Origin of the sequence: Staphylococcus hyicus, assembly GCF_000816085.1 — a bacterium.
Lineage (GTDB): Bacteria > Bacillota > Bacilli > Staphylococcales > Staphylococcaceae > Staphylococcus > Staphylococcus hyicus.
On the sequence record NZ_CP008747.1, the window covers coordinates 1843593 to 1869787 of the forward strand.

A 26195-nucleotide genomic window follows, 5' to 3' on the forward strand; every position below is an offset into this window, starting at 1 on the left:
TTTTACACCTCCGACAAACGAATCGGTTCAGATGTTTCATCTATATAACCAATCGTGTAGGCTTCACAGTTCTCTTGTTTTAATAATTCATGGACGCGTTGCTCATCTTCAGCTGATACCACCATCGTATACCCAATCCCCATGTTGAAAATGTTATACATTTCTGCAGTCTCAATTTGTCCTTGTTGTTGTAACCAATCGAAAATACGTGGCGTCGGGAATGATGTTGTATCAATGACCGCTGTTTTCCCCTCAGGTAAAGCACGTGGAATATTCTCAAAGAAACCTCCACCTGTAATATGTGTCATTGCTTTAATTTTCACTTCTTTTTTTACAGCTAATACTGGACGTACATATAAAGCTGTTGGTTTTAACAAAACGTCTAAGTATGAGAATTCATTTGAAAACGTATCATGAACATTGACACCTGATTCTGCAACCAATTTACGCACTAAGCTGTAACCATTTGAATGGATACCATGTGAGGCCAAACCTATAATGATGTCACCTTTAGCGACCTGACTACCATCAATATAGTCTTCTTTTTCAACAGCACCAACTGCAAAACCAGCAACATCGTATTCCCCTTCATGATACATGTCACCCATTTCTGCAGTTTCGCCACCTATTAGAGCCATACCTGTTTCCTCACAGCCATCACTAATCCCTTTAACAATGTGTTCAATAACCTGTGGAATCACTTTATTTGTTGCAATGTAATCTAAAAAGTAAAGTGGTTCTGCTCCAGTTGTCAAAATATCATTCGCACACATCGCTACAGCATCTATACCTATCGTGTCATGGCGGTCGTAATCAATTGCTAATTTTAATTTCGTACCCACACCATCCGTTCCAGAGACTAATACAGGCGCTTTCATATTCAGTTGTGACAAGTCAAACGTCGCACCAAAACCACCTAGACCGCCTAATACCTCTTTACGCATGGTACGTTCAACATGGCGTGACATGCGTTTTACCGCTTGATATCCCGCTTCAATATCTACACCAGCTTGCTTATATGATTCAGCCATTTCATTACACTCCTCTACGCTTCAATTCTTTCGCTACTGGTAGTTCGTGATCAACAATTTCAATTGGGTATGCCCCTGTAAAACATGCATTACATTCGCCTTTAGACCCATATTGTTTAAAGACGTCATGCATACCCTCTACAGATAAATACGTCAATGAGTCTGCACCAATCATGTCTCTAATTTCATCAAGGTCATATTGCGCCGCCATTAATTCAGCATGTGTTGATACATCAATACCGTAATAACATGGATTTTTAAGAGGTGGAGATGAAATGCCCATATGCACCTCTTTTGCTCCAGCAGCTTTTAATGTTTTTACAATATGTTTACTCGTCGTACCTCGAACAATAGAATCGTCGATAACTACCACGCGTTTGCCTTCAATGATATCTCTAATTGGTGCATGTTTCATTCGAACTTGACGTTCACGTACTGCTTGATCAGGTGTTATAAATGTACGCCCGATATAACGATTTTTAAGTAATCCTTGTTCGTTTGGCACACCAGAAGCTTCCGAAAAGCCTTTAGCTGCTTGTAACGATGAGTCAGGTACGCCAATCACAATATCTGCTTCAACATTCATTTCATTCGCTAATTGTCTACCTAAAGCTTTTCTCACTTGATAGATAGAATGCTTACGAAATTCTGAATCTGGACGTGCGAAGTAAACATATTCCATTGAACACATGCGATGATCGATATCAGACGTGTAATGATCGTAGTCAATATCATCTTCATTTGAAAAAGTAATCAATTCCCCGGGCTCAATATCACGTATATATTCCGCACCAATTGCTGTAAATGCGCACGTTTCGCTCGCAACACAATACGCACCATCAACTTTACCTAGCATTAATGGACGCACACCACGGTGATCTCGTGTTGCGGTCAATTGTTGTTCATTTAAAATGACACAACTGAAAGCCCCTTTCATTTGGTTCAGTGCTGATTTTTGATTCGTTTTAATTGATTTTGAAGTCCCCTTAATCAAAAGATGTGCTAGCACTTCTGAGTCACTCGTTGTTTGAAAAATACCGCCTGTAGATTCAATCGCTCTTCGTAATTGAAGTGCATTCGTAAGGTTCCCATTATGCGCTAATCCTAGATCACCTTTGGAATGTTTAAATAAAAACGGTTGCACATTAGACACTTCGCTAGCACCAGTCGTTGCATAACGTACGTGTCCAATCGCATGTTTATAGCCTTCAAGAGATTTTAATTGTGCATCCGAAATCGCTTCAGTTAATAATCCCATTCCTCTTGCACCAAAGAGTTGTTCACCATTAGAACATACAATTCCAGCACCTTCTTGACCGCGATGTTGTAAACTGTGTAGTGCAAGGTAAGTTAAGTGTGCTGCATGAGGATGATTCCATATTCCGAAAATACCGCATTCTTCATTTAATCCGCGGATGTCATACATGCCTCAATTGCTCCTTCCCATTCACGCTTAATGTCAGATGTTCGACGTTCAATGGTTGTATCAGAACATTGAACTTTAAATGCATCTTGATCCGTAAATGTACCAATTTTGATTGCATCTTTCATATTAAATTCATGTCCTGCTTTTACACTTACAATATAGCGACCTGGTGTTTCACTAAAGAAAAGTTCACGTGAAAACGGTAATACAGCATCAATTCCTAATTCATAATATGCACTCATTCGAGCTAGCGTAATTAATACGCCACCTTTACCTACTGTTTGAACGTGTGACAATTGACCACTTCGAATGGCTTCTCGAATGGCTTCACCACGTGCTGCTTCTTCTGTTAAATCCACATGTTCTGATTCATGATTCACACGTTGATATAACAGTTTTTCAATTTGGCTACCACCAAAATGCGCCTTCGTATCCCCCACCATATACAACGTATCGCCTGCTTCTGGGTGGAAATGATTCAAATAATCAATATCCTCAATTAATCCCACCATACCTACTACTGGCGTTGGAAAAATGGAAGACGTACGGGTTTCGTTATATAATGAAACGTTCCCTGAAACCACTGGTGTTTGTAATACGTCACATGCTTCTGCCATTCCTCGTGTAGAATCAATTAATTGTTGGTAAATTTCTTTTTTCTCAGGTGAACCATAATTCAGGCAATCAGTCATCGCTAAAGGTTTAGCACCAACAGCAATAAGATTACGATAGGCTTCTGCAACAACCATTTTGCCGCCTTCATACGGATCATTAAAAACATAGCGTGCTTCACCATCGATGGTAGAGGCTACTGCTTTATTCGTCCCTTCAACACGTACAACAGATGCTTGTAAACCTGGTTTGACGATTGTATTTGCACCCACTTGTTGATCGTATTGCGAATACAAGTATTGTTTAGACGCGATGGTTGGATGTGTTAATAATTTTGTGAACACATCGTCTGCATCAATGTTTGCATAGTCACGTGTTTCTGGCGTGTATTCAGGTTTTTCTCCCTCTAAAATGTAAACTGGCGCTTCGTCTGCTAATGGTTCAACAGGAATATCTGCATAAACTTCACCTTCATAAGTGAGGACGAAACGATTTGTATTTGTCACTTGACCGATAACCGCACTGTCAAGTTCATAGTAATCAAATAAATCTAAGAATTTTTGTTCTGTCCCTTTTTCTACTACAAGTAACATACGTTCTTGGGTTTCGGAAAGCATCATTTCATAAGGTGAAATACCGTGTTCACGAACTGGCACTTTCTCAAGTTCTAAATGAATACCGCTTCCACCTTTAGCAGCCATTTCAGATGACGAAGATGTTAAACCTGCTGCCCCCATATCTTGAATACCTACAAGTTCCTTATATTGTATTGCTTCTAATGTCGCTTCCATTAATTTCTTACCGACAAATGGGTCACCAATTTGTACAGATGGACGTTTACTTTCGCTTTCTTCTGTCAATTCTTCCGATGCAAACGTCGCGCCATGAATACCATCACGACCTGTTTTAAGCCCTACGTAAATAACGGAGTTGCCTTCCCCTTTGGCAGTCCCTTTTTGAATCATTTCATGATCAATTACACCTACGCACATTGCATTGACAAGTGGATTACCATCGTAACGTTCATCAAATTCAATTTCACCAGCTGTCGTTGGAATACCGATACAGTTCCCATAACCACCAATACCTGCAACAACACCTCGACATAAACGACGATTTGTTTTCTCACTAAGTTCACCAAAACGTAAACTATTCAGAAGATTAATCGGACGCGCACCTATTGAAACGATGTCACGAATGATACCTCCAACACCTGTCGCAGCACCTTGGTATGGTTCAATCGCTGACGGATGGTTATGTGATTCCACTTTAAAAACGACGGCTTGTTGATCACCGATATCCACAACACCGGCACCTTCACCAGGTCCCATTAACACGTGTTCGCCTGTTGTCGGAAATTGTTTTAAGAATGGTTTAGAATGCTTGTATGAGCAATGTTCACTCCACATTACTGAAAAAATGCCTATTTCTGTAAAGTTGGGATCACGACCTAAAATACGTTGAACTTTTTCATATTCTGAATCGCTTAATCCCATATCTTGATATAACTTCTCAACTTTAACCTCTTCTGCAGTAGGTTCTAAAAATTTAGGCATGTTGTTCCCTCCAACTTTTCACCATTGATTCAAATAATTTCACGCCACTATCCGTACCAAGTATTTTCTCCAATGCGCGTTCAGGATGCGGCATCATTCCACACACATTGCCTTCCTTAGATACGATGCCTGCAATATCTTCATATGAACCATTAGGATTATCAGTATACTTCAGAATAATTTGATTATTCTGAACCAAATCGTGATACATAGCTTCAGTACAATAGTAATGACCTTCACCGTGAGCGACTGGATAAACGACTTCTTCTCCTTCTTCATATAAATGTGTAAATGGCGTTGCTGCATTTGTAATCATTAAACGTTCATTACGACTTACAAATAAATGGCTATCATTATGTAGTAAAGCACCTGGAAGTAAGCCAATTTCAGTTAAAATTTGGAATCCGTTACAAACACCGAGTACAGGTTTGCCTTCATCCGCTAAACGTTTCACTTCATTTATAATAGGTGCCACACTTGCTACAGCACCTGAACGTAAATAATCTCCAAATGAGAACCCTCCTGGAATGAGCACCCCGTCAAATCCAGCTAAAGATGTTTCGCGATAGTCTACATACTCAGCCTCTACACCAGATTTAATCGCTGCATTAAACATATCGCGGTCACAGTTAGAACCTGGAAATTTAAGTACCGCAAATTTCATTAGTCATTCTCCTTTTCTGAAGCTTCACCTAAAATCGTATAGTTATACTCTTCAATTACTGTATTCGCGAATAATTTTTCGCTTAATGTAGTGACCACATTATGAATGGCTTCATCAGTCGCTTCATCAACCGTTAAATACAGTACTTTACCAACACGAATATCATTGACTTGCGTGTAGCCTAAGTCGTGTACTGCGCGTGTCAATGCTTGACCTTGCGTATCTAAAACTTGCGGTTGTAACGTAATGTGTAATTCAATATTTTTCATCATTAAAGTGCCTCCAGTTTATTTAAAAATGATTCATACGTTTCAATCAATGAGCCAGTGTCGTTGCGATAAACATCCTTATCAAAATTCTCACCTGTCACCTTATCCCAAATACGACATGTGTCTGGTGAAATTTCATCTGCTAAGAGTATGTGACCTTCTCGATCTTTACCAAATTCGATTTTAAAATCTACTAAATCTAATTGAAGCTCGTCCATAAGTTGAATTAATGCTTGGTTAACTTGCAATGCTTGTGCTTTTATACTTTGTATTTCTTCTTCATTGGCAATATGCAGTAGTTGAATATGATCCTCTGTAATTAATGGATCGTTCAATTCATCTTTTTTATAGAAGAATTCAACTAACGGCGCATCAAAACGATGACCATTTTCAAAACCTAAACGTTTCGTAATTGATCCCGCCGCAATGTTTCTTACAACAACTTCTAAAGGTACGATTTCAACAGCTTGTACAAGCTGCTCTGTTTCTGAGATGCGGCGAATGAAATGACTTTTCACACCGTGCTGTGCGATATATTCAAAAATAGCTGATGTAATGCGGTTATTTAAACGACCTTTACCAGGCATGTCATCTTTCTTTGCACCATTTCCAGCTGTTACTTCATCTTTATATTCAATACGTAATGCATGTGATTCGTTCGTTTCATATACACGTTTGGCTTTACCTTCATATAATAATGCGTGATTCATGATTTTCTCCCTTCAAAATATGCGACAAGATTTTGTTCTGTATCTTCAATTTGGTCCGTTAATTGTGTTAAATGCCCCATTTTCCTCAATGGCTTACGTGTTGTTTTGCCATAAATATGCACGTGCCATTCTGGATGTAAGTTAAATTCATCTTCGAGTAAATCTAAATCTTTGCCGAGTAAATTCATCATCACTGCAGGTTTTAAGAGTTCAATATTTTCCGGAAGCGTTTGACCCGTTACAGCCATAATATGCGTATCAAATTGTGAATAGTCACACGCTTCAATAGAATAGTGTCCTGAGTTATGTGGTCTAGGTGCGATTTCATTCACAAATAGTTGATGATTATCATCCACAAAAAATTCTACGGTGAACGTACCTACAAAATGAATAGCCTTCATAATCTTTTTGACTTCCTCACGTGCTAATACTTCATGGTCATCTCTCGCTGGTACGATGGTTTTAAACAAAATTTGATTGCGATGTTCGTTTTCTTGAAGCGGGAAGAATACGACGCTACCATCTACTCCTCTTGTAACAGTTAATGAGACTTCCCTTTTTAAATTTAAATATTGTTCAGCGACACATTCTTGTTGCGCAATTAATGTTTTGGCTTCGTCAAAGGCTACATCAGAATCTACTAATACTTGACCTTTACCGTCATAACCACCAAAGCGTGTTTTCACGATGAATGGATAACCGAGTCGTTGACCAGCCTCTTTTAAATCACCTTCAGAAGTAATTTGTAAAAACGGAACAACATGTGCCCCGGCTTTAGAGATAGATTGTTTCTCAATAAAACGATCTTGCAATAATTGAATTGCTTCATATCCTTGAGGAACATTAAAACGTGTCGTTAACTTTTTGAGTTGTTCAGCATTAATATTCTCAAACTCGTACGTGATTACATCTGATTGTTCACCTAATTCGTTTAATGCAGCTTCGTCATCATATGCAGCATGAATAAATTGATGTGCAACGTGCTTAGTTGGGCATGCATTGTCAGGATCCAGAACAACAACGCGATAGCCCATCTTTTGCGCAGATTGTGCCATCATTTTTCCAAGTTGGCCTCCACCAATAATGCCTATCGTTGCTCCAAATTTGAGTTTATTGTAAGTCATTTTGCATATCCTCCACTTTTTCAACGAGTGATTGTTCGTAAGCGCAAAGTTGACGTTGAATCGATTCATTTGTTGTTCCTAATATACGCGCAGCAAGTATGCCTGCATTTTTAGCTCCTGCTTTACCAATCGCCGTTGTTGCCACTGGTATACCTCCAGGCATTTGAACGATAGATAATAATGAATCCAGGCCCTTCAAACTTTTAGATTCAATTGGGACCCCGATGACCGGTAACGTAGTCATAGACGCGACCATACCTGGTAAATGCGCCGCCCCTCCAGCTCCTGCAATAATCGCACGATATCCGTTTTCATACGCATGTGTTGCAAAATCTACCATTATGTGTGGCGTACGATGTGCAGAAACAACCTTCTTATCGTACGGAATATTAAAATATTCCAGCATATCACATGCTTCTTTCATAATTTGCCAGTCTGATGAACTCCCCATTATGACCGCAATTTTCACTATGAACACCCTTTCAATCATTTGAAATACCAAACCAATTAGTTGTATATTACAGGTATAGCATAACAATGTGACATTCTTTTTTCAATGTAAAAATCGAACTTTATCGCATATTTTTGTTAAATACTTCGGTTTTTAACCGTTAAAACTTAATAAAATCAATGAATATACGCAAAAAGTTCGGACTATTCAAAGGGAGGATTTAGAATTATGAGTGCAAAAATTTTAGATGGTAAGCAAATCGCAAAGGACTACCGCCAAGGTTTGCAAGATGAGGTTGAAGTTTTAAAACAAAAAGGGTATACACCTAAATTATCAGTCATTTTAGTCGGTAACGATGGTGCCAGCCAAAGTTATGTGCGTTCTAAAAAGAAAGCTGCTGAAAAAATCGGAATGATTTCAGAAGTCATTCACTTAGATGAGGAAACATCTGAAGCGGATGTATTAAAAGAACTTGATCGTTTAAACAATGATGACACAGTGAGTGGTATCTTAGTGCAAGTTCCACTTCCTAAACAAGTCAATGAACAAAAGGTATTGGATGCGATCGATCCTGATAAAGATGTTGACGGTTTCCACCCAATCAACATTGGTCGCTTATACTTAGATGAAGCAAAATTAATCCCTTGTACACCCCTTGGTGTCATGGAATTACTTAAACATGCAGATATTAACTTAGAAGGTAAAAATGCTGTTGTTATCGGTCGTAGCCACATTGTTGGTCAACCTGTATCTAAATTATTAATTCAACAAAATGCAACTGTTACAATTCTTCATTCTCGAAGTAAAAATATTCATGAACATCTTAAAAATGCAGATGTAATTGTCAGTGCTGTAGGTCGTCCTGGAATGGTGAAAAAAGAAAATGTTAAAGAAGGTGCTGTCGTTATCGACGTTGGTAACACACCTGATGAAAATGGCAAATTAAAAGGTGACGTTGAATACGACGAAGTATCAGAAGTTGCTGGTGCCATCACACCTGTACCTGGTGGTGTTGGTCCAATGACGATTACAATGGTACTTAACAATACATTAATTGCTGAAAAAATGCGTAGAGGGCTTGAGTAATTTCACTCAAGAATTACCACTCATTAAAACACGAATATAAATAATCGGGGGTCACTCCCTTGTAATTAAAAGGCCTTCAACAATCACATGTTGAAGGCCTTTTAATATTTAACTCTTACATTACAAAAGTTTCTTAATTTTAAAAGTTATACATTCACACTTAATCGAGGAACAAATGTTTCAAAATAGATATTATCCTCGTTGAAGTTTAATGTTTTTAGTTCTTTAATCATAGATTGTAAAAATGGAGTACCACCGCAAATGTATACTTGTGTATCGTCTGTTAAATATTGTTTTAATTCATCAGCTTGTAAGTAGCCTTCTTGATCACGTAAATGATTATGCACATGAGCATCAGTACCTTGAGCTGTAATGTTATCAATCTCATTTTTAAAAGCAACATCCGCTTCAGAAGCTGCAACATTAATGAATTGTGCTTTAGGTGCTTGTTGAACTGCTTGACGATACATTGATACTAAAGGTGTCACCCCTACACCGCTACCTAAAAATAGTTGCGGTTTATCCGTATTGTGCAATTGGAATCCTCCAACTGGGGCAGATAAGTTAATGTCATCACCTTCATTAAACTCATCATGTAACACTGTTGAAACTTCACCCTCATGCCCGTCTCCTACTTCACGACGTACACCAAAAGTTAAGAAATCTTTGCCTCCATCAATAATTGAATAGTGACGTTTCGCACGGTAAGGAAGCTTTTCACTTTCAACATCAACGGTAATATATTGCCCAGGTATAAATTGACTTAAATCAGTTTCATCAGAAACCACTGTAAATGCTTTAATATTATGTGTAATTTGCTCGATTTTTTCAATTTTGAAAGGTTTGAATCCTTCCCAAGCCATATGCGCATATATATCTTTTTCAACAGAAATAAAAGCATCAGCAATATCACCATACGCTTTGCCCCACGTTTGAATAATAGGATGATCTGCATCAAGGCCTGTTACTTCTTGAATCGCAGCAAGTAAATTTTCACCAACAATCGGATAATGCTCAGGACGAACGTCTAGTGCACAGTGTTTATATGCAATTTCTTTTACGATTGGTAATATAGGCGTTAAATCTTCAATATTAACTGCTGCAGCTAATACAGATTGCGCTAAAGCTGTAGATTGAAACCCTTTCTTTTGGTTCGTTTGGTTGAACATATTTCGCAACTCAGGGTGTTGATTGAACATTCTGTTATAAAACTTTGATGTAATTTCTGTACCTTTTTCTTGTAAGACAGGTACAGTTTCTAAAATAATACCTTTTTCTTCTTGTGTTAACATTACAACCACTCCTGTAAAAAAATTTCACACTAAAAATACTAACCCTAACATTATATTCCCTTTTCATATGTAGCGCATGCGCGCATATCTTGACATAACTATGACATTTACATCATTTTAATGATTTTAGTTCTAAAGTTTGATGTTTTTGGTTTCTTGAAACAGGTATAATGTACGTGTATTGAATCTAATGGAGGCTATAGCCAATGAATCAAAAATTATTATACTCTTTATCAGCATTAGGCGTATCAGCCACACTCGTGACACCTAATCTAAACGCTGAAGCGACAACGAACCATATTCCTTCTATAAAAGGAACATCAAATACTAAAATCACGCTTGGTACACAGTACAATCCCCTCGAAGGTGTAAAAGCTTATGACGCCGAAGATGGTGATTTGACTGATCAAATTAAAGTAAATGGTCATATTGACACATCAAAAACTGGTACATATCAATTAGAATATAAAGTTGCTGATTCTGACGGTGCAATCGAAACGGCGCATCGCGTTATTGAAGTTATTGATGCACCCTCTGTTGATTAAATCGCAACTGATACATGAAAGTCATTACACGCGTTGCTATTTGAATATAATATCCATAATAGCCTCGCAAACTTTCACATTCATACGATTTTGGGGTATGTTTTTCATTATTTATGCTTATAGTGAAGCATACTCCCTTATCTAACTCCTATTGTACGCGGTTTCACTCCTATAAATAAATCGGTATTTTCCCTACAATCAACATTCTAATTCCCCTTCTTTAATATGAAAATATAATTTCAAAACAGTAAAAAAAGCCTGTTATTGTAGGTTTTTAAGCGAATTCCCATAAAGATAACACATTTCACAAAATGTACACATTATTTTTATAAAGGCGCTAACCCTTGTCAGTGTTAGAGTCGCATGGCCTCCACTAAATTAATTTAGACAAATTTCTAAAAAGGCTCTTGTAAATATCACATATTATTTTAAAATTAATGTAAGCCCTACAATTGTAGTATTAGGAGGTCAAAAAAGTGTCAAAATTAAAGTCTTTGCTTCTTGCATTCGGAACACTGATTTTGCTTACGGGCTGTTCTGATGTAGAAGTTTTAAACGCAAAAGGGCCAATGGCGAGTGACCAAAGATTTTTAATCATTTATTCAATCATCTTTATGGTTGCCATTGTTGCTGTCGTACTTATTTTATTTGCTATTTTCACTTTTAAATATCGTTACAACAAAACGAGTGAATCTGGCAAGATACATCATAGTGTGTTACTTGAGTCAATTTGGTTTATCATTCCTGTAGTTATTTTAATTGCATTAATGATTCCAACGGTTAAGTCACTTTATGAATACGAAGAACCACCAAAAGCGAAAGATGATCCAATGGTAATCTACGCTGTAAGTGGTGGTTACAAATGGTTCTTCGCTTATCCAGAAGAAAAAATTGAAACGGTTAACCACATTACAATTCCAACGCATCGTCCTGTGACATTCAAGCTTCAAGCGATGGATACAATGACAAGTTTCTGGGTACCTCAACTTGGGGGTCAAAAATATGCCATGACAGGTATGACAATGCAATGGACGTACCAAGCTGATGAAGAAGGTACTTACCGTGGCCGTAACTCGAACTTTAATGGTGAAGGGTTCTCTCGTCACACATTCAATGTTCGTGCAGTTAGTCAAAGCGATTATGACAAATGGGTGAAAGAAGCTAAATCTAAAAAAGAAATCGATCAAGATACGTTCGATAAACAACTTTTACCTATCACACCTAACAAAGAATTAACATTTAGTGGAACGCATATGGCATTCGTGGATCCAGCAGCTGATCCTGAATACATTTTCTATGCTTACAAACGTTTTAACTACGCACCAAAAGATCCAAACTTCTACGATGATAAAGAAGGCGTTCTAAGCGAACCTAATAAGCCAGCACGTAAACCACAAATCTCAAACCCTAACTATGAACGTCATGGTATGAAAGCCGTTATTTTAGGTAATAACGATCCATACGATAATGAGTTCATTAAGAAAGAAAAGCACAACATGGATGAAATGGAATCTATGCATAAAGGTGCTAAAACAGAATCAAACGATAAAAGTGGAGGTGGACATTAATGATGGACTTTCCATGGCATGAGCTTATCGTAAATGGGAACTGGATGATCACAATGGCTCAAATTGGTGCACCATTTCTAGTGATTGGTGTCATCGCTGCCCTAACATACTTTAAGCTTTGGGGATATTTATACAAGGAATGGTTCATGTCAGTCGACCACAAGAAAATTGGTTTAATGTACTTGATTTGTGCTGTTTTAATGTTTGTACGTGGTGGTATAGATGCTATCCTTTTACGTATTCAATTAACAGTACCGAACAATCCATTCTTAGAATCAAATCACTATAATGAAATTTTCACAACGCATGGCGTTATCATGATTATCTTCATGGCGATGCCACTTGTAATTGGTTTAATGAACATTATTATCCCATTACAAATTGGTGCGCGTGACGTAGCATTCCCTCTTCTTAACAACATCAGTTTCTGGTTGTTCGTAGCTGGTATGTTACTATTCAACATTTCATTTATTATCGGTGGTTCACCTGCTGCAGGTTGGACAAACTATGCACCACTTGCTGGTGAATTCAGTCCTGGTCCTGGGGTAAACTACTATTTAATTGCAATCCAAATTTCTGGTATTGGTACTTTAGCAACAGGTATTAACTTCTTTGTTACAATCATTAAATTAAAAACGCCAAGTATGACGTTTATGCAAATGCCTATGTTTGTTGTTACAACATTCATTACAATGTTAATCATCATCTTAGCTTTCCCTGTATTAACAGTAGCGCTTGCATTAATGACTGTTGACAGAGTCTTTGACTTTTCGTTCTTTACCGTTGCCGGCGGCGGTATGCCAATGCTATGGGCAAACTTCTTCTGGGTATGGGGGCACCCTGAGGTATACATTCTTGTATTGCCAGCATTCGGTATTTATTCAGAAATTATTCCAACATTTGCGCGTAAACGCTTATTTGGTCACCAAAGCATGGTATGGGCAACAGCTGGTATCGCATTTTTAAGTTTCATAGTATGGGTTCACCATTTCTACACAATGGGTAGTGGTGCTTTAGTTAACTCATTCTTCTCAATTACAACAATGTTAATCGCTGTACCTACAGGTGTAAAAATCTTCAACTGGTTATTTACACTTTATCAAGGTCGTATTACATTTGAATCACCAATGCTATTCTCATTAGCATTTATTCCTAACTTTACAATTGGTGGGGTTACAGGTGTTATGCTTGCAATGGCATCTGCTGACTTCCAATATCACAACACATACTTCTTAGTGGCACACTTCCACTATACTATTGTTGCTGGTGTTGTATTTGCTTGTTTTGCAGCAATGATTTTCTGGTATCCAAAAGCAATGGGATACAAATTATTCGAAAAACCAAACAAATGGTTCTTCTGGATCTTTATGATTGGTTTCAACGTGACATTCTTACCTCAATTCGTTTTAGGTTTAGATGGTATGCCACGTCGTTTGTACAAATATTTACCAGAAGATGGTTGGTTCTTACTTAACGTTATTTCTTCAATTGGTGCAGCTATGATGTCTATCGCATTCTTAATTTTTGTTGGTAACATCGTATACAGTCACTTAAAAGCACCACGTGAAGCGACTGGCGACAACTGGGGCGGCTTAGGTCGTGGACTTGAATGGTCTACAGCTTCTGCAATCCCACCACATTACAACTTTGCAAAAACACCTCATTGGGATGACTTAGATTCATTCGTTGAGATGAAAGCACAAGGTCGTCACTATTTAGATGATCACGATTACAAAGACATTCACATGCCAAATAACACGCATATTGGTTTCTGGATGGGTATCCTATTCTTTATCGGTGGATTCTTCTTAGTATTTGAAACAATCTTACCTGCAATCTTAAGTTTATTAGGTATTTTTGGTTTAATGATTTGGAGAAGTTTCCAACAAGATCATGGTTACTACATCCCAGCAAGTGAAGTTGCAGAAAATGAAGCGCGCTTAAGAAAAGCACGCCAAAAAGAAAGGGAGGCTATGAATCATGAGTCATAAGGTTGATACTATTGATGCACGTACGCATGAAGGTGAATTAAATAAACTCGGTTTCTGGATCTTCCTTACAGCTGAATTCGCCCTTTTTGGTACGCTTTTCGCAACACTGTTAACGCTACAACATGGTGGCGGATACGGTGGCATGATGACAACAGATTTATTTGAATTACCACTTGTTTTAATTATGACTTTCTTGCTTTTAGCAAGTTCATACACTTGTGGTATTGCAATCTACTACATGCGTAAAGAAAAGAAAACTTTATTTATGATCTGGATGGCGATTACTGTCCTTCTAGGTGTTGGTTTCGTTGGATTCGAAATTTTCGAATTCGCCCACTATGCACATGAAGGTGCGGTGCCACAAGCAGGATCATATTGGTCTAGTTTCTTCTTATTATTAGGAACACACGGTGCTCACGTTACACTAGGTATCTTCTGGATAATCTGTTTATTAATCCAAGTTGCAATGCGCGGACTTAATAAATACAATGCACCTAAAATTTTCATTGTAAGTTTATACTGGCACTTCTTAGATGTTGTATGGATCTTCATCTTCACTGCCGTATACATGATAGGGATGGTGTTTAGCGGATGAGTACAGTAGTCAAACATACAATAGGCTTTATTGCCTCAATCATTCTTACGTTACTAGCAGTTTTCGTAACTCTTTACACATCATTGTCTTTTGAAGCAAAAGTAACTATCATATTTGGTTTTGCTTTTATCCAAGCATTTTTACAACTCTTGATGTTCATGCACTTAACTGAAGGTAAAGATGGACGCGTACAACTTGCAAAAGTTATTTTCGCTATCATCATTACACTTTGTATCGTTATCGGTACATTTTGGGTTATGCAAGGCGGCCATAGCGCTCACTTATAAAGTAAAACCTCAAAAAAGAGGCTTACACTTTCGTGTAGGCCTCTTTTTTATACGCTTTTTAAAATGACGTGAACTCAGTTATTGGTTTGCTCCCTTGACTTTCAATTGATCTTTTAATTTCCCTAAAAAGGACGCTTTCGTTTCAATACGTTCATATAGTGCTAACAACTTTCCTTTTTCATTTTGCCAATTATAAATATGTTTTGCTTTTTCAGCATTCGCTTTAACATGTTCATATAATTCGTGTTTTGTGAGCAATTCGTTTACCGCATAAGCAATATTGCGGTGGTCATGCGCATCAATCGCAATTCCTACCTCTTGTTCATTTACAACTTTAGCGATTTCAGGAAAGTCACAACTTACTACAGGAACATGTGCCATCATATATTCAAATAATTTATTAGAACTTGCCGAGTAATGATTGAAACAAACATTTTGTAACACTTGAAAGCCTAAATAGGCTTCCCTTGTTATACTAGGTAAGTCTTGAAAGGGAACCTTTTCTAAAAAATAAATGCGGTCTTTTTCAGATGATTGTAATGCTTGTGCCTTTAATTGAGATGTCAATTTACCCGCTCCAATAAACACAAGCACCCCTTCTTTAATTAACGGCATCGCTTCAATTATTTTCTCTAAACCTCTACCTTGTTGCAATCCACCTTGATAAAGCAGAATTTTCTCATTATCATGCAGTCCTAATTTATGATGTAAGTTTACTTTAGGACGCTCATCAATATCATAAAGTTCAGAGTAATTATAAACCGGCTGTGGATAGAAACCGTAAAGCTTTTCATTATGTTTTGCACGTGTGTGATTTTCAACCATCATTTCATCAACAAAGCGTAATAAAAAACGTTCTATTATTTTTATTTTTCGTTTGTCATAGCCTGTGCGATCAGATTGTACTTCATGACTATCATAAACAAGCGGTCTTGGTTTTAAACGGAATTTTGCACATATAATCCCTTGAGGTAACGTGTTCAAATCATTCGAATGATATATATCTGCTTTCGTCATGTAGCCTTTTACAATCATGCGCGCTATAATTGCACTATTAATCAACATTTTTCTACCTTTACGTTGTTTCATCACAATAGCACTGGCTAGTAACATCATCAGATAACTTGATAAAATCATAAAGTTAATAAAGTAAAATCCTATGCCAATTGTTGTAGCTATACCGCCCACGACAAACACAAAAGGTGTCCCAAAATCTGAATACGCCTGAAGCAACATAGGATACCGCTTCACTCGATGCACTCGAAATTTATCGCTTATGTTTTCAAAGGCTTTAATTGCAGGGTTTTTAGGATCATTAATTGCAATTAAATCTACATCATATCCTGCTTCAGCTAGTGTTGTACACTCACGATTTACCCGTGCATCATTCGTGAAATGATTCCAGACAAACATTCCTACTTTTTTCATATACTCCCCTCCTATGTATCGTTTGTATATCATGTATTACCTTCAAGATAGTAACTTACCTGTCAAAACGTATAAAATGGGGCTTGCTTATAATGATTAACTAACAATTTGCCAAAATATACCTGCAATAAATAAGCCTAAACTAGCAAAAACAGGTATAAATGCCGTCCAATGTGCCTTCTCAAGTTGGGATTCGTCAATTGTATCACTACGTTCTTGTTGAAGTCTTAACATCTTCTTTTTATATGCAAGTTGGCCCTTTTTATCCCGTGCTTTAAAACCACGAATAAGCGTATTATAACGGTTGACAACGTGGTTGACTTCACCATATTCTATCATTTCGCCATAATGAATCCATATGGCTTTATCACACATGTTTTTAATTTGTGCTGCAGAATGAGACACAAAGAATATCGTTTTCCCTTGTTGTTGCAATTCTTTCATTTTCGAAATACATTTATTCGCAAATGTTTCATCTCCAACCGATAAAGCTTCATCAACAATTAATACATCTGGATTGGTGTGAATCGCAATAGAAAACCCTAATCGTGCTTTCATTCCACTTGAATAACTTTTAATCGGTTGATATATAAACTCATCTAGCTCTGAGAACGCGACAATAGCATCAAAAACATCATTGATTTCTTTAGATGACATGCCATGCATCAAACATTTATATCGAATATTTTCCTCACCTGTAAAATCATTTTTTAACCCAGCTGATATCGCAATGAGAGAGGATTTTCCATTGATATCAACAGCGCCTCGTGACGGAATTAACACTTCAGCCAGAATATTAGAAAGCGTTGATTTACCTGAACCGTTCAAGCCTATGAGCCCAACAGACGTCCCCTCTTCAACTTCAAAAGAAACATCATATAACGCATAATAAGGCTTCGGTTTATAAAAATATCCAAATGATAAAAGCGAAATGATTTTACTGATTTTATTATTATTCAAATCATAAATTTTTGATACATGGTCAACTTTAACTTTGTACGTCATGTCATCACCTTGTTTAATCTTATTTTTCCGAGTTAAAACGCGCTACATTCATTTTTATTTGTTTAAAGCCATCTATATAATGTTCAAAATCTTCGAGATGTGTACGAATAATGTCACTATCTTGATCCATCATGCTATTTTCTTCGGTAAATGCCCATATCGCTTTACCGCTACCTTTATAATCACTTAATTTAGAAGGGATATATGGGTTAAGTGGTTTAATACCCTTTGTATGTGCATCAAATAATAATAAGCCATCTAAAAGCGTGGTTATATTTAAAAATTCAAAGTAACCTACTAATGAATGTAAGACGATATAATCATTAAAATCACTATTTCGATGAAGAACTTTGACATTTCCTTTCAAATTTGTAAAACAATGAATTTTAAAATTCGTCTCACCTTTAGCTTCTAAATATTTACAAACTAATTCTATTTCATTAAAACCGCGAGTTTCATAAAAATTTCCAAAATAACCTAAGTTAATGACATCTGGATCAACATTGTAATGTGTCATTTCTTTACGATAATCAGATTTTAAAGGAACCGGATGGCGTGAAATCACTGCTCTATCACGAATAGATTGTTTTAGTGTTTCATCAAAACGTGCAATCATATACTCCAATTGGTTTTCATTCGTAAAGATTAGTTCATTTGCGCCTGACAGTGCTAATAGTTCACAGACATTAAAAACGTTATCATCGACTAAATCTCTAAGTTCCGGTTTTAATAATATTTTTACCTTTTCAATGTATGCTTCGTCTTCAATCGGAGCAAAGCGTAAATCACTGGTCACAGTTGAGTGCAGTGGATCAGAAAACTCAGCACGCCAGTATATGTCTGGATACGCTTGTTTAATTTCAAATGCTAAAAAATGAGATTGGGGAAACATGGCGCGCGAATACAAATAGTGATATGATTTAGGATTTTGTTTTAAAATGTCTAAACCTTGTTCCACAAATCCGCTAATACTCTCCCAACTTGAAAAAGCTTGCTTTGCTTCTAATTGGTAATGACAATCTATAAGATGGTGTGCTAATGATGTTAATTTTTCATCAGTTTTGCGTAATCGGGCCATATTATTAGAAATGACGTCAACAATTTCATTTTTATCACGAATACGCTTTGCCATGACATTCCCACTCGTATCAATATATGGTGGAAAACAATATGCAATCACTAATGTTTCAGCTTTACCATTGTTTAATAAATGATAATTAAACTGATCCATCGATTGATGTATATACTGATACAATTTGTCTCTTGTTTGTTTATCTTGTCGATTCAAAAATTGACCAATACTTTCAATTAATGCATTGGCTTCATACTTTATCCGCACATCCGAATGAATCGTCATTGTTTCATTATATATCGCTTTAATCGTCTCAAGTGCTTGAATGACATCATTTGAAGACTGTATACGAGGTAAGTGATGCGTTTTGTTGTGACTCGTTTTCACATCATAAGAAATATGATAGGTATGATTTACAACTTCATCAATATAGTACCGAATATACTGATGTAAACGATAATGTAAATTTAAATTTTTAATTCTATATGTCGGGTAAATTTTTTGACTTCCTGCTCCGTACACTACCGATTGAGATAATCGTTCTGTTTCCACCCTGTCAACAATGTGTGAATCATTTTCAAAATAAAAGCAACAATGCGACTGATTGATGCGTTGTGTTACAAATCTAAAAGAATAATGAAATGCTCTGTCATCAAAATAGTAAAAAACATGTGGTGCTTCTTTTAAAGATGAACGTACAAACTCCGATAACGCCACTTGTGTTTTAAAAACGACAATCACTTGTTCAAAACGGTCAATAATGGGCTGGATAAATTGAATATCACATTGGTCTAAAAACAATATATAACTGATGCCTTTTTGAAGATTTTGAGGTTGAAATGCATCCATTGACTTCAATGCTTCATTTATAAACGTATGGGCTTGTCTTCGTTTAGGTTTTTGCATTGCTTCTAATTGTTCTGCACTATACGCTTCATGCACATTCATTTTGCTTTCACCCTTTTCAACATCAATTTCAGTAATTTATACATATTGCGTTTATTGACTTTCTTCTTATAATACGCGATGCGCTCTAAATTATTGATCAGTACTTCATTTTCTAAATACTTTTTCTTATATTTCCAAGCACTTCTTTTGAATTTATGCAATTCTAGAAATGCGAACTGCATGCGCTTATGCGTCGATACATACGTATCGTAAAGGGCATCATAATCTTTTTTTATCGTCAGTAATTCTTGTTTTAAGCGCATGTCATTCATAATAGGACGCTCACGTTCTGCTCTAAAGTCTGACTTTAATTGTTCGAATAAATAAAGATTATGTTTCCCATCATATGGAACAATATCATTACCAAAAAATTCAATATGTAATGTCCCTTTACTGTAATAGTAAATGTTAATCGTATATTCTTTAATAAGTTTCCCTATTATTGCTTCAATATGTTCAAACTGTACATGTAAGGATTGAAAAATCAGTTTCACCGTAATATGACTTTTTAAATGATGGACGAGTTCTTGAAAAATCATCATTTGTACATGGTTGATCGTTTCATCAAAATAAAAGTTAACCTTTTGGAGGTGGGACATTTGGTTGACAACACGTTTTAATAGAGAAACATCGTTGTCGCTACTTTTAAACCAAACGTCTAATACACTTTCATCTTTAGATAAATGTTTAGAAATGATAAATTCATTATTGACCAAGTCGATCTTCCTCTCTTAAAAGACTTTTATCTCTTTGGTTTCTGCTACTTTTTGCGCATTATTTTGTTGCACAAACGCTTTAATTCTATATTTACCTGGTTCTAATGATAGGTGAAATACATTTTGCTGTTGGTACATTAATTTTTCTTCAGGAATCGACTGTCCTTTTTTATAAATATATAACGCATATTTCATGTGTTCACCTGAACTACTTACAGTAATGGTAACCTGTCCTTCTTCAGTTTGATCTGCGATAATTTCATCAATTCTTAAAGTAGCTGGATTATGGTCAAGTAATATTGCCGTCTCAACCATAATGTCTTCTAATTGACTTTCTAAATATTCATATGCTTTTTTATAGTCGACATTAGTCATTTAAAATCACCTCTAACTCTTTTTTGATTACTACATCATTACCTGTTAGTGCTTGAATTTTAGAAGAAGCGGTGTGACTCATTTCTTTAAATTTATTTGGATGTTCCACTAAATACATAATGGCGTCAACCATTTGATCCACGTTATTTCGCTCTGCTAAAAAGCCTGAAACACCATGTTCAACAAAATCAGGAATCCCACCAATAGCATTTGAAATCGGCACTAATCCTGAACTCATGGCTTCATTTAAAGATACTCCTTGTGAATCGTGTCGACTTGGTCCTAAATAAATACCGTGCGCTGCATGCAAATCAGAAATTTCATGTTGCGGCACAAACATTTTATTTAAACTGACGTTATTGAACTGACGTAATGGCACAGTTAATGTCTCAAATAAAGGACCGTCGCCATAGAGTGAGAATTTCATTTTTTTAAAACATTTCTTTTTAGACAATCTTAATATTACTTCAACCGTTAAATCATTAGCATAATTTTTAGCAGTGTACGGTCGAATCGATAAGATATTAAAACGCGCATCCTCACTTTTTTCTTTGTATGGAAACATATGCTTATCAATAATATTAGGTATGATTTCAAACTTTTCTGGTGACGCCGCTACAAATGGATCGACATACAACGTCTTTAGACCTTTAGATACATATACAAATTGAACATTCATATCTTGACGCGTCATCAACTTTTCAAAAAATGCGCGTTGTTGCGGATAATGTGCATCTTTTTTTCTAAGTTGCTCATTTAATGTTTTAGCCGAGGCTAAATAATTATAATATCTTGTATACCAAGCTTCAGCCTCAAACCCGTGTATCCACACTGCTACTTTGGGTTTATGTTCCAAACGTTCAATGGCTTGAAACATTTTATAATTAATAAAATGAAACAATAGTTTGTCATATTGGTTATATAATAGGTGGTTGTATAATTGTGCTTCATTCATATACATTATTTTCACGCCATCAAAATACGCATCACGTTTAATCTTAGTTGTAAATACAACAATAGTGATGTCTAAACTGTGTGCTTGATATCCTTTAACTCTTCTATGAATAAAAGCGTTAGCGTAAATTTTATCTTTGTTGGGATACGCATTTGTAATTAATAAATAACCCATTATTTAACCTCGCTTTGTAACTTTTTTATAGCTGCTAAGAGTGTCTCGTCATGTGGACGTTTCATTGAATCGTAAAGGTGATAAATATTTAAAAACGCTACGATTACAGCGTTATCTACATGTGTCGCACGATTAATACGTGCGATGTACCAATGTTTCATATAAAAATTAAAACGATAATGCATATACGTCTCTAGATAACCGTGTCGTTTTAAAAATTTAATTTTCTCCTTTTCCAATTTATAATACTTCTTAAAAAATGACGGTGATATTGTGTTAGTCATGGATTGCGCAATAGCGGCATAATACGTGTGCACAATCGTATCAACGACCTTCACTTTACGTGCATTGTGCATGACATTGAGAAAAAATAATGAATCTTGGCCAAGTGCACCAGGAACCATTTGTATGTGATGGTGTTGAATGAAAGCGGTACGCATAATTAAAGCTTGAATACTCGCTGTTTTAAGCTTGGTTTGCTTTAAAAGCGTTTGTGTATCGTACGTGATATCTTGATGCATTGTATTTATAAACTGTTGATAATACGTATGTGTTTGCGTTTTCTCATTATCCACTTTAATCATATTACCGATCACTACATCGAGTTGTGCATCTGCTTGAATCGCTTCTAATAATTGATTAATTCCATCTCCAACCCATTCATTATCTGGATCAAGAAACGTTAAGTATGGTGCGCGGGCATGCGTCATGCCAACGTTTCTAGGTGTAGAGGCACTTCCTGATGCAACATCTAATGAAATAACTTTAATATTGTCATACCATCTATTATAAAGTGAAATAGTGTTGCGCGTTAAAGCATCTGTTGACCCATCATCAACTAATATCACTTCAAATTGATTAAATTGAGGATTACGTATGATAGATCTCAACGCTTTATGTTCAAGATGACGTCCATTGTTATGAATGGGCACAATCACACTCAAAATTGGTTTTGAAGAAGATGTTGTTTGTGGTGATTGATTTAAAAATGTCGCGTCACGTGCGTAACCATGTTGATAAGATGTTACTTTCGATTTAAACAAAGTGTAGGACTTATCGTCATAACTAGAGACATATTGATTTTCAAGCGTTGATTTCGTAATAAATGACGTATTAGTAAATGCTAAAGGTAAAACCAAGTCATCCAAGTATTCGGGTTGATAATCTTGTCGACCTTCAAAATACGTATAAAAAGGCGTTTTTACATCGTTTATAGAATTGACAGCGACCTTAAATGGATAATATTGGTCGTCAAACATTTGACGTGCGCGTGCGTCTTTTGGATCAATAATCACTGAAACGATTGGCCATTCTGTAGGTTTGGGATTCATGTCACACCATGTTGCAATTTGTTTCAACCATTCAAATTGATTAAAGTGTTTCACAACTTGTTGTTCACCTATTTTACGGGCGCGCTGTAATAAAACAGAGTCCATGCCTAAAGTTGAGGCAACATCTTTTTGATCGAAGATGATTTGAATTTGTGGCATTTCTGCATTTACAAACGTATTGTAATTAGAAAAAATAAAATTCGAAATGCCTTGAAGTTCATATATACGATTGGCACACATCGTCGTTGAATATTTAATGGTATTTAGATTTATTGAAACCGGAAACTGTTTGTGCATCGACATCGTACGTTCATGTGATAACGGGGCTGCAATAGATGAAATAAATTCTGCTGGAAATTGATATTTTAGCTGATTCAACCATAAATTACGATCATAAATTGTTAAATCATACGCGCTATTCAAGACGCCATTAAATAAAGTTATTGCATCTTGATTACGTTCTGCATACTTTTCAATCCATGATCCAGCAAAAACAACCTCTTTCGTATCCGTGATTTTTTTAGTGCCTACAGAATTATGTTGTTGTAAATTAATTGGAAATTTCAAATGATACACGCGTTGATGATTCACGTGTTTTTGATAAGTTGGAATTAACGTTTCTTCAGTCGTTACAACAATATCCGCCAATTTCGCATGTGGTAAAAACACATCAAAATTAACAGGATCTTCCTTATTAAAAAAAACAACGGGAATATTTTGCGATTGATACGTTTGAATGCGTGTTTGTAATTCTATAAACTTGTCACTATTGGGATTAGTTACGCCTTCCCAATAGCCATCAATGCCCTTCCATGTCGATGCCACTATAATAAAATCAAATGCTTTTTGAACGTTTGCATCATTTAAATAGATGAGATGACACACACCTTTTAGTGCATCATATAAAAAGGTGTCGGCAATAATTCCCACCTTTAAATCTTGTTTTTGATACAAATAAGCATCCCAATCATCATGGTGATATGTTGTAAGTAAATCTTCACGATTGCCTTTACCATATTGATGAAATGCTTGAATATAATCGATATACATTTTTAAAAATGACGCCTCATTGATATTATGAATCGCTTTTTCAGGACATTGATTCATAACTTCAGCAATGTGCTTTAATGTCCGTAACTCCGTTTCATCATGGACAATTGTCTCACGTGTCATTTGAAATGGTTTAGGTTTACCAAACAAAATATCTTTTAACGAATTAAAGTTCATGAACGTCTCTCCCATAGTTTAATTTGGATACGTCCCAGCCTTGATTCTCGCAATTTCAAATAACGATTCAATAGTGTATCTTTCATCTCTATTAATTGTTTAACATGATTGCGTTTTTTAATATTATCTCCAAGTAGTTTTTTCACAGCTAATTGATGGTTATGATTGTGTAGTTGTTGCGTTATGTATAAGTGTTTTGCAATTTGTTTCCAGTAGCATTCTATATGTATAGGGACCGTTGCTTTATCCTTGCTATCGTAGCGCAATGAAGGCTTTTCATGTTTAATAATGGTATACTGGTTCAATTTAAAGTCATACGCATCATATAACATGAGTGAGACAGCTGACTTCGGTACAAAAATGCGTTGTTCTTGAATTCGAAGTGCAAGCGTGTTTGCATCATGCTCATACAACACTTGAGCATACGACTCATGTTGATGTAATCGAATTTCTTTCGTCAAAGCTTCATCTTTATATCCCGTTAAAACCGACGTGTTAATATGAACATAACAATGTGCATAAGATAATGTTTCTAAAAATGATTTTATTTCAGCATCCATTTAAACACCTCTTAATTTTCCAGTTAATTTAGGAAAATTATTTTCCCAAATAAACTGCTTATCTCTTAAATTTTTTGTTTGAGAGATAATATGATTCAATAATTTTGGATTCTTTTTAATTTGCTCTATATAGTCGATAATCTCTTCTGTTGATGCTCCAGCTTTGGCAAAGCCTAATTGTTGACTGTTAATCAACTCGCCTGTATATCCCCCCACATTACTCACCACTGGTGTTCCTGAGCAAATACTATCAACAATTTTACCTGGCATCACATTCATAAATACCTCACTAGGCTCTAAAATGGATAATGATACGTGATGTCTAGATATGGCTTTTAAACACGCGGCTCTCTTCATTGGTGGCACAAGATGTATTGATGTCAAATGCTCTTTTTTAACAGCCTCTCTAAATACATCGGCTTGTACACCATAAATAATTGCTGTCATTTGGATATCCTTTGCGTGCAACCCACGTGCAATGTCTATCAATTGATCCACATTTTGGGCATATCCAATATTGCCGGTATACACAACGGAGAAAGTATCATTTTTGACCGGATACAAACATTCCGCTTTTGAAACTGCATTTGGTAAATAGATCATTTCATGATTTTCATCCAACATTGTATTAATATAGGATTGAAAGTATGGGTTGTTCACAACGATTTCATCCGCTCGCATATACATTTGTTTTTCCAACCATTTTAGTAAAGGCAATAAAAACCTAACTTTTATTTTCTTTAAACATAAAAAACTATCTGGCCATAAATCACGTATTTCTAGAAAATATTTTGCTTTTGTATTGCGCTTAAAAAATAATGTCGCCCAAGCTAAGAAAATATTCGGACTGGATACATAAACATTATCATAGTGTCCCAGTTTCCCTATATACAAACGTACTTTAATCATAAGTTCGATATAATAAAACAACCGATGGACTAAATCGGAGTGTTGTTTTTGGCAATGCATCCGTATTCTAATAATGCGATATCCTTCTAACGCATTTAATTCAGCGTCATCGTAATATGAATGATCGTTAAATAATGCATGATTCGGATATGAGGGTTCTGTCGTCACAATTAAAGGTTCATACCCAGCTTTTTCAAATTGTTTATACAGTTGTTTCATACGATTGGCTGCCGAACCCAATTCCGGATAAAAATTTTGACTGATTAATAAAATTTTACCTTTCATAAT

Annotated in this window: 24 protein-coding genes; 6 read left to right on the forward strand and 18 right to left on the reverse strand. The window is 36.1% G+C overall.

The genetic code is table 11. The features are described 5' to 3' along the window. Positions 1-2 precede the first annotated feature (2 nt). The 8 genes from purM to purE are packed head-to-tail and all read right to left on the reverse strand — an operon-like array spanning position 3 to position 7861. Complete coding sequence (gene purM, locus SHYC_RS08725; protein ID WP_039646360.1) at positions 3-1031, reverse strand: phosphoribosylformylglycinamidine cyclo-ligase; 1029 nt, start codon at positions 1029-1031, stop codon at positions 3-5. A gap of 4 nt (positions 1032-1035) precedes the next feature. Continuing rightward, positions 1036-2457, reverse strand: coding sequence for an amidophosphoribosyltransferase (gene purF / locus SHYC_RS08730; RefSeq protein ID WP_039646362.1), 1422 nt, complete (start codon positions 2455-2457; stop codon positions 1036-1038). After that, on the reverse strand, positions 2436-4625 hold the full coding sequence (purL, locus tag SHYC_RS08735) for a phosphoribosylformylglycinamidine synthase subunit PurL (RefSeq protein ID WP_039646365.1): 2190 nt from the start codon (positions 4623-4625) through the stop codon (positions 2436-2438). Before purL ends, purF begins: the two co-directional genes overlap by 22 nt. Next, complete coding sequence (gene purQ, locus SHYC_RS08740; RefSeq protein WP_039646367.1) at positions 4618-5289, reverse strand: phosphoribosylformylglycinamidine synthase subunit PurQ; 672 nt, start codon at positions 5287-5289, stop codon at positions 4618-4620. The genes purL and purQ overlap by 8 nt, the downstream gene beginning before the upstream one ends. Further along, positions 5289-5558 (reverse strand): phosphoribosylformylglycinamidine synthase subunit PurS, encoded by a 270-nt coding sequence (purS, locus tag SHYC_RS08745; protein WP_039647678.1) that lies wholly within the window; start codon positions 5556-5558, stop codon positions 5289-5291. Before purS ends, purQ begins: the two co-directional genes overlap by 1 nt. A 2-nt stretch (positions 5559-5560) precedes the next feature. Next, positions 5561-6268, reverse strand: a complete 708-nt coding sequence (purC, locus tag SHYC_RS08750; protein ID WP_039646369.1) for a phosphoribosylaminoimidazolesuccinocarboxamide synthase — start codon at positions 6266-6268, stop codon at positions 5561-5563. Continuing rightward, on the reverse strand, positions 6265-7392 hold the full coding sequence (purK, locus tag SHYC_RS08755) for a 5-(carboxyamino)imidazole ribonucleotide synthase (protein ID WP_039646372.1): 1128 nt from the start codon (positions 7390-7392) through the stop codon (positions 6265-6267). Before purK ends, purC begins: the two co-directional genes overlap by 4 nt. Then, on the reverse strand, positions 7379-7861 hold the full coding sequence (gene purE / locus SHYC_RS08760) for a 5-(carboxyamino)imidazole ribonucleotide mutase (protein ID WP_039646374.1): 483 nt from the start codon (positions 7859-7861) through the stop codon (positions 7379-7381). The genes purK and purE overlap by 14 nt, the downstream gene beginning before the upstream one ends. A gap of 210 nt (positions 7862-8071) precedes the next feature. Between purE and folD the strand changes: the two genes are divergently transcribed. After that, a complete protein-coding gene (folD, locus tag SHYC_RS08765; RefSeq protein WP_039646375.1) occupies positions 8072-8929 on the forward strand; it encodes a bifunctional methylenetetrahydrofolate dehydrogenase/methenyltetrahydrofolate cyclohydrolase FolD in 858 nt (285 codons plus the stop codon). Between the two features lie 146 nt (positions 8930-9075). Here the strand turns inward: folD and SHYC_RS08770 are convergent, their stop codons facing one another. Further along, entirely contained in the window at positions 9076-10221 is a 1146-nt protein-coding gene (locus SHYC_RS08770) for a globin domain-containing protein (protein WP_039646377.1), read from the reverse strand. Positions 10222-10427: 206 nt separating this feature from the next. On the opposite strand from SHYC_RS08770, the gene SHYC_RS08775 reads away from it, so the two are divergent. The 5 genes from SHYC_RS08775 (at position 10428) to qoxD (ending at position 15207) form a co-directional block, all read left to right on the forward strand. After that, positions 10428-10766 carry an immunoglobulin-like domain-containing protein gene (locus SHYC_RS08775; protein ID WP_039646379.1) on the forward strand — a complete coding sequence of 113 codons (339 nt, stop codon included), beginning with the start codon at positions 10428-10430 and terminating at the stop codon, positions 10764-10766. Between the two features lie 476 nt (positions 10767-11242). Next, entirely contained in the window at positions 11243-12334 is a 1092-nt protein-coding gene (qoxA, locus tag SHYC_RS08780; protein ID WP_039646381.1) for a cytochrome aa3 quinol oxidase subunit II, read from the forward strand. Between the two features lie 2 nt (positions 12335-12336). Next, positions 12337-14325: a cytochrome aa3 quinol oxidase subunit I gene (qoxB, locus tag SHYC_RS08785; protein ID WP_039647681.1), complete on the forward strand. Its 1989-nt coding sequence runs from the start codon at positions 12337-12339 to the stop codon at positions 14323-14325. Beyond that, on the forward strand, positions 14315-14920 hold the full coding sequence (qoxC, locus tag SHYC_RS08790) for a cytochrome aa3 quinol oxidase subunit III (protein WP_039646383.1): 606 nt from the start codon (positions 14315-14317) through the stop codon (positions 14918-14920). Before qoxB ends, qoxC begins: the two co-directional genes overlap by 11 nt. Beyond that, a complete protein-coding gene (gene qoxD / locus SHYC_RS08795) occupies positions 14917-15207 on the forward strand; it encodes a cytochrome aa3 quinol oxidase subunit IV (protein WP_039646385.1) in 291 nt (96 codons plus the stop codon). Before qoxC ends, qoxD begins: the two co-directional genes overlap by 4 nt. A 78-nt stretch (positions 15208-15285) precedes the next feature. On the opposite strand, the gene SHYC_RS08800 is transcribed toward qoxD, so the two are convergent. The 9 genes from SHYC_RS08800 to SHYC_RS08840 all read right to left on the reverse strand — a co-directional run bounded on the left by SHYC_RS08800 (position 15286) and on the right by SHYC_RS08840 (position 26192). After that, positions 15286-16635 (reverse strand): glycosyltransferase, encoded by a 1350-nt coding sequence (locus SHYC_RS08800; RefSeq protein WP_039646387.1) that lies wholly within the window; start codon positions 16633-16635, stop codon positions 15286-15288. Positions 16636-16731: 96 nt separating this feature from the next. Then, complete coding sequence (locus SHYC_RS08805; RefSeq protein ID WP_039646389.1) at positions 16732-17640, reverse strand: ABC transporter ATP-binding protein; 909 nt, start codon at positions 17638-17640, stop codon at positions 16732-16734. Positions 17641-17659: 19 nt separating this feature from the next. Next, positions 17660-19660 (reverse strand): hypothetical protein, encoded by a 2001-nt coding sequence (locus SHYC_RS08810; RefSeq protein ID WP_039646391.1) that lies wholly within the window; start codon positions 19658-19660, stop codon positions 17660-17662. Next, positions 19657-20376 (reverse strand): hypothetical protein, encoded by a 720-nt coding sequence (locus SHYC_RS08815; RefSeq protein ID WP_039646393.1) that lies wholly within the window; start codon positions 20374-20376, stop codon positions 19657-19659. The genes SHYC_RS08810 and SHYC_RS08815 overlap by 4 nt, the downstream gene beginning before the upstream one ends. A 15-nt stretch (positions 20377-20391) precedes the next feature. Then, positions 20392-20751 carry a hypothetical protein gene (locus SHYC_RS08820; RefSeq protein WP_039646395.1) on the reverse strand — a complete coding sequence of 120 codons (360 nt, stop codon included), beginning with the start codon at positions 20749-20751 and terminating at the stop codon, positions 20392-20394. After that, on the reverse strand, positions 20744-21880 hold the full coding sequence (locus SHYC_RS08825; RefSeq protein WP_039646397.1) for a glycosyltransferase: 1137 nt from the start codon (positions 21878-21880) through the stop codon (positions 20744-20746). Before SHYC_RS08825 ends, SHYC_RS08820 begins: the two co-directional genes overlap by 8 nt. Continuing rightward, positions 21880-24438 (reverse strand): glycosyltransferase, encoded by a 2559-nt coding sequence (locus SHYC_RS08830; RefSeq protein ID WP_039646400.1) that lies wholly within the window; start codon positions 24436-24438, stop codon positions 21880-21882. Before SHYC_RS08830 ends, SHYC_RS08825 begins: the two co-directional genes overlap by 1 nt. Beyond that, positions 24435-24998: a hypothetical protein gene (locus tag SHYC_RS08835; protein WP_039646401.1), complete on the reverse strand. Its 564-nt coding sequence runs from the start codon at positions 24996-24998 to the stop codon at positions 24435-24437. Before SHYC_RS08835 ends, SHYC_RS08830 begins: the two co-directional genes overlap by 4 nt. Beyond that, positions 24999-26192, reverse strand: coding sequence for a glycosyltransferase family 4 protein (locus SHYC_RS08840; RefSeq protein WP_039646403.1), 1194 nt, complete (start codon positions 26190-26192; stop codon positions 24999-25001). It lies immediately after the preceding gene. Positions 26193-26195: the final 3 nt, after the last annotated feature.

Coding starts and splice junctions, on each gene's coding strand:
- SHYC_RS08830 (WP_039646400.1), bottom strand. CDS start 24,438: ATGAACTTTAATTCGTTAAAAGATATTTTGTTTGGTAAACCTAAACCA.
- purC (WP_039646369.1), bottom strand. CDS start 6,268: ATGAATCACGCATTATTATATGAAGGTAAAGCCAAACGTGTATATGAA.
- folD (WP_039646375.1), top strand. CDS start 8,072: ATGAGTGCAAAAATTTTAGATGGTAAGCAAATCGCAAAGGACTACCGC.
- SHYC_RS08825 (WP_039646397.1), bottom strand. CDS start 21,880: ATGGGTTATTTATTAATTACAAATGCGTATCCCAACAAAGATAAAATT.
- SHYC_RS08840 (WP_039646403.1), bottom strand. CDS start 26,192: ATGAAAGGTAAAATTTTATTAATCAGTCAAAATTTTTATCCGGAATTG.
- purK (WP_039646372.1), bottom strand. CDS start 7,392: ATGACTTACAATAAACTCAAATTTGGAGCAACGATAGGCATTATTGGT.
- purF (WP_039646362.1), bottom strand. CDS start 2,457: ATGTATGACATCCGCGGATTAAATGAAGAATGCGGTATTTTCGGAATA.
- qoxD (WP_039646385.1), top strand. CDS start 14,917: ATGAGTACAGTAGTCAAACATACAATAGGCTTTATTGCCTCAATCATT.
- purS (WP_039647678.1), bottom strand. CDS start 5,558: ATGAAAAATATTGAATTACACATTACGTTACAACCGCAAGTTTTAGAT.
- SHYC_RS08805 (WP_039646389.1), bottom strand. CDS start 17,640: ATGACGTACAAAGTTAAAGTTGACCATGTATCAAAAATTTATGATTTG.
- SHYC_RS08770 (WP_039646377.1), bottom strand. CDS start 10,221: ATGTTAACACAAGAAGAAAAAGGTATTATTTTAGAAACTGTACCTGTC.
- SHYC_RS08820 (WP_039646395.1), bottom strand. CDS start 20,751: ATGACTAATGTCGACTATAAAAAAGCATATGAATATTTAGAAAGTCAA.
- SHYC_RS08835 (WP_039646401.1), bottom strand. CDS start 24,998: ATGGATGCTGAAATAAAATCATTTTTAGAAACATTATCTTATGCACAT.
- purQ (WP_039646367.1), bottom strand. CDS start 5,289: ATGAAATTTGCGGTACTTAAATTTCCAGGTTCTAACTGTGACCGCGAT.
- SHYC_RS08800 (WP_039646387.1), bottom strand. CDS start 16,635: ATGAAAAAAGTAGGAATGTTTGTCTGGAATCATTTCACGAATGATGCA.
- qoxC (WP_039646383.1), top strand. CDS start 14,315: ATGAGTCATAAGGTTGATACTATTGATGCACGTACGCATGAAGGTGAA.
- purL (WP_039646365.1), bottom strand. CDS start 4,625: ATGCCTAAATTTTTAGAACCTACTGCAGAAGAGGTTAAAGTTGAGAAG.
- SHYC_RS08810 (WP_039646391.1), bottom strand. CDS start 19,660: ATGAATGTGCATGAAGCGTATAGTGCAGAACAATTAGAAGCAATGCAA.
- purM (WP_039646360.1), bottom strand. CDS start 1,031: ATGGCTGAATCATATAAGCAAGCTGGTGTAGATATTGAAGCGGGATAT.
- qoxB (WP_039647681.1), top strand. CDS start 12,337: ATGGACTTTCCATGGCATGAGCTTATCGTAAATGGGAACTGGATGATC.
- SHYC_RS08775 (WP_039646379.1), top strand. CDS start 10,428: ATGAATCAAAAATTATTATACTCTTTATCAGCATTAGGCGTATCAGCC.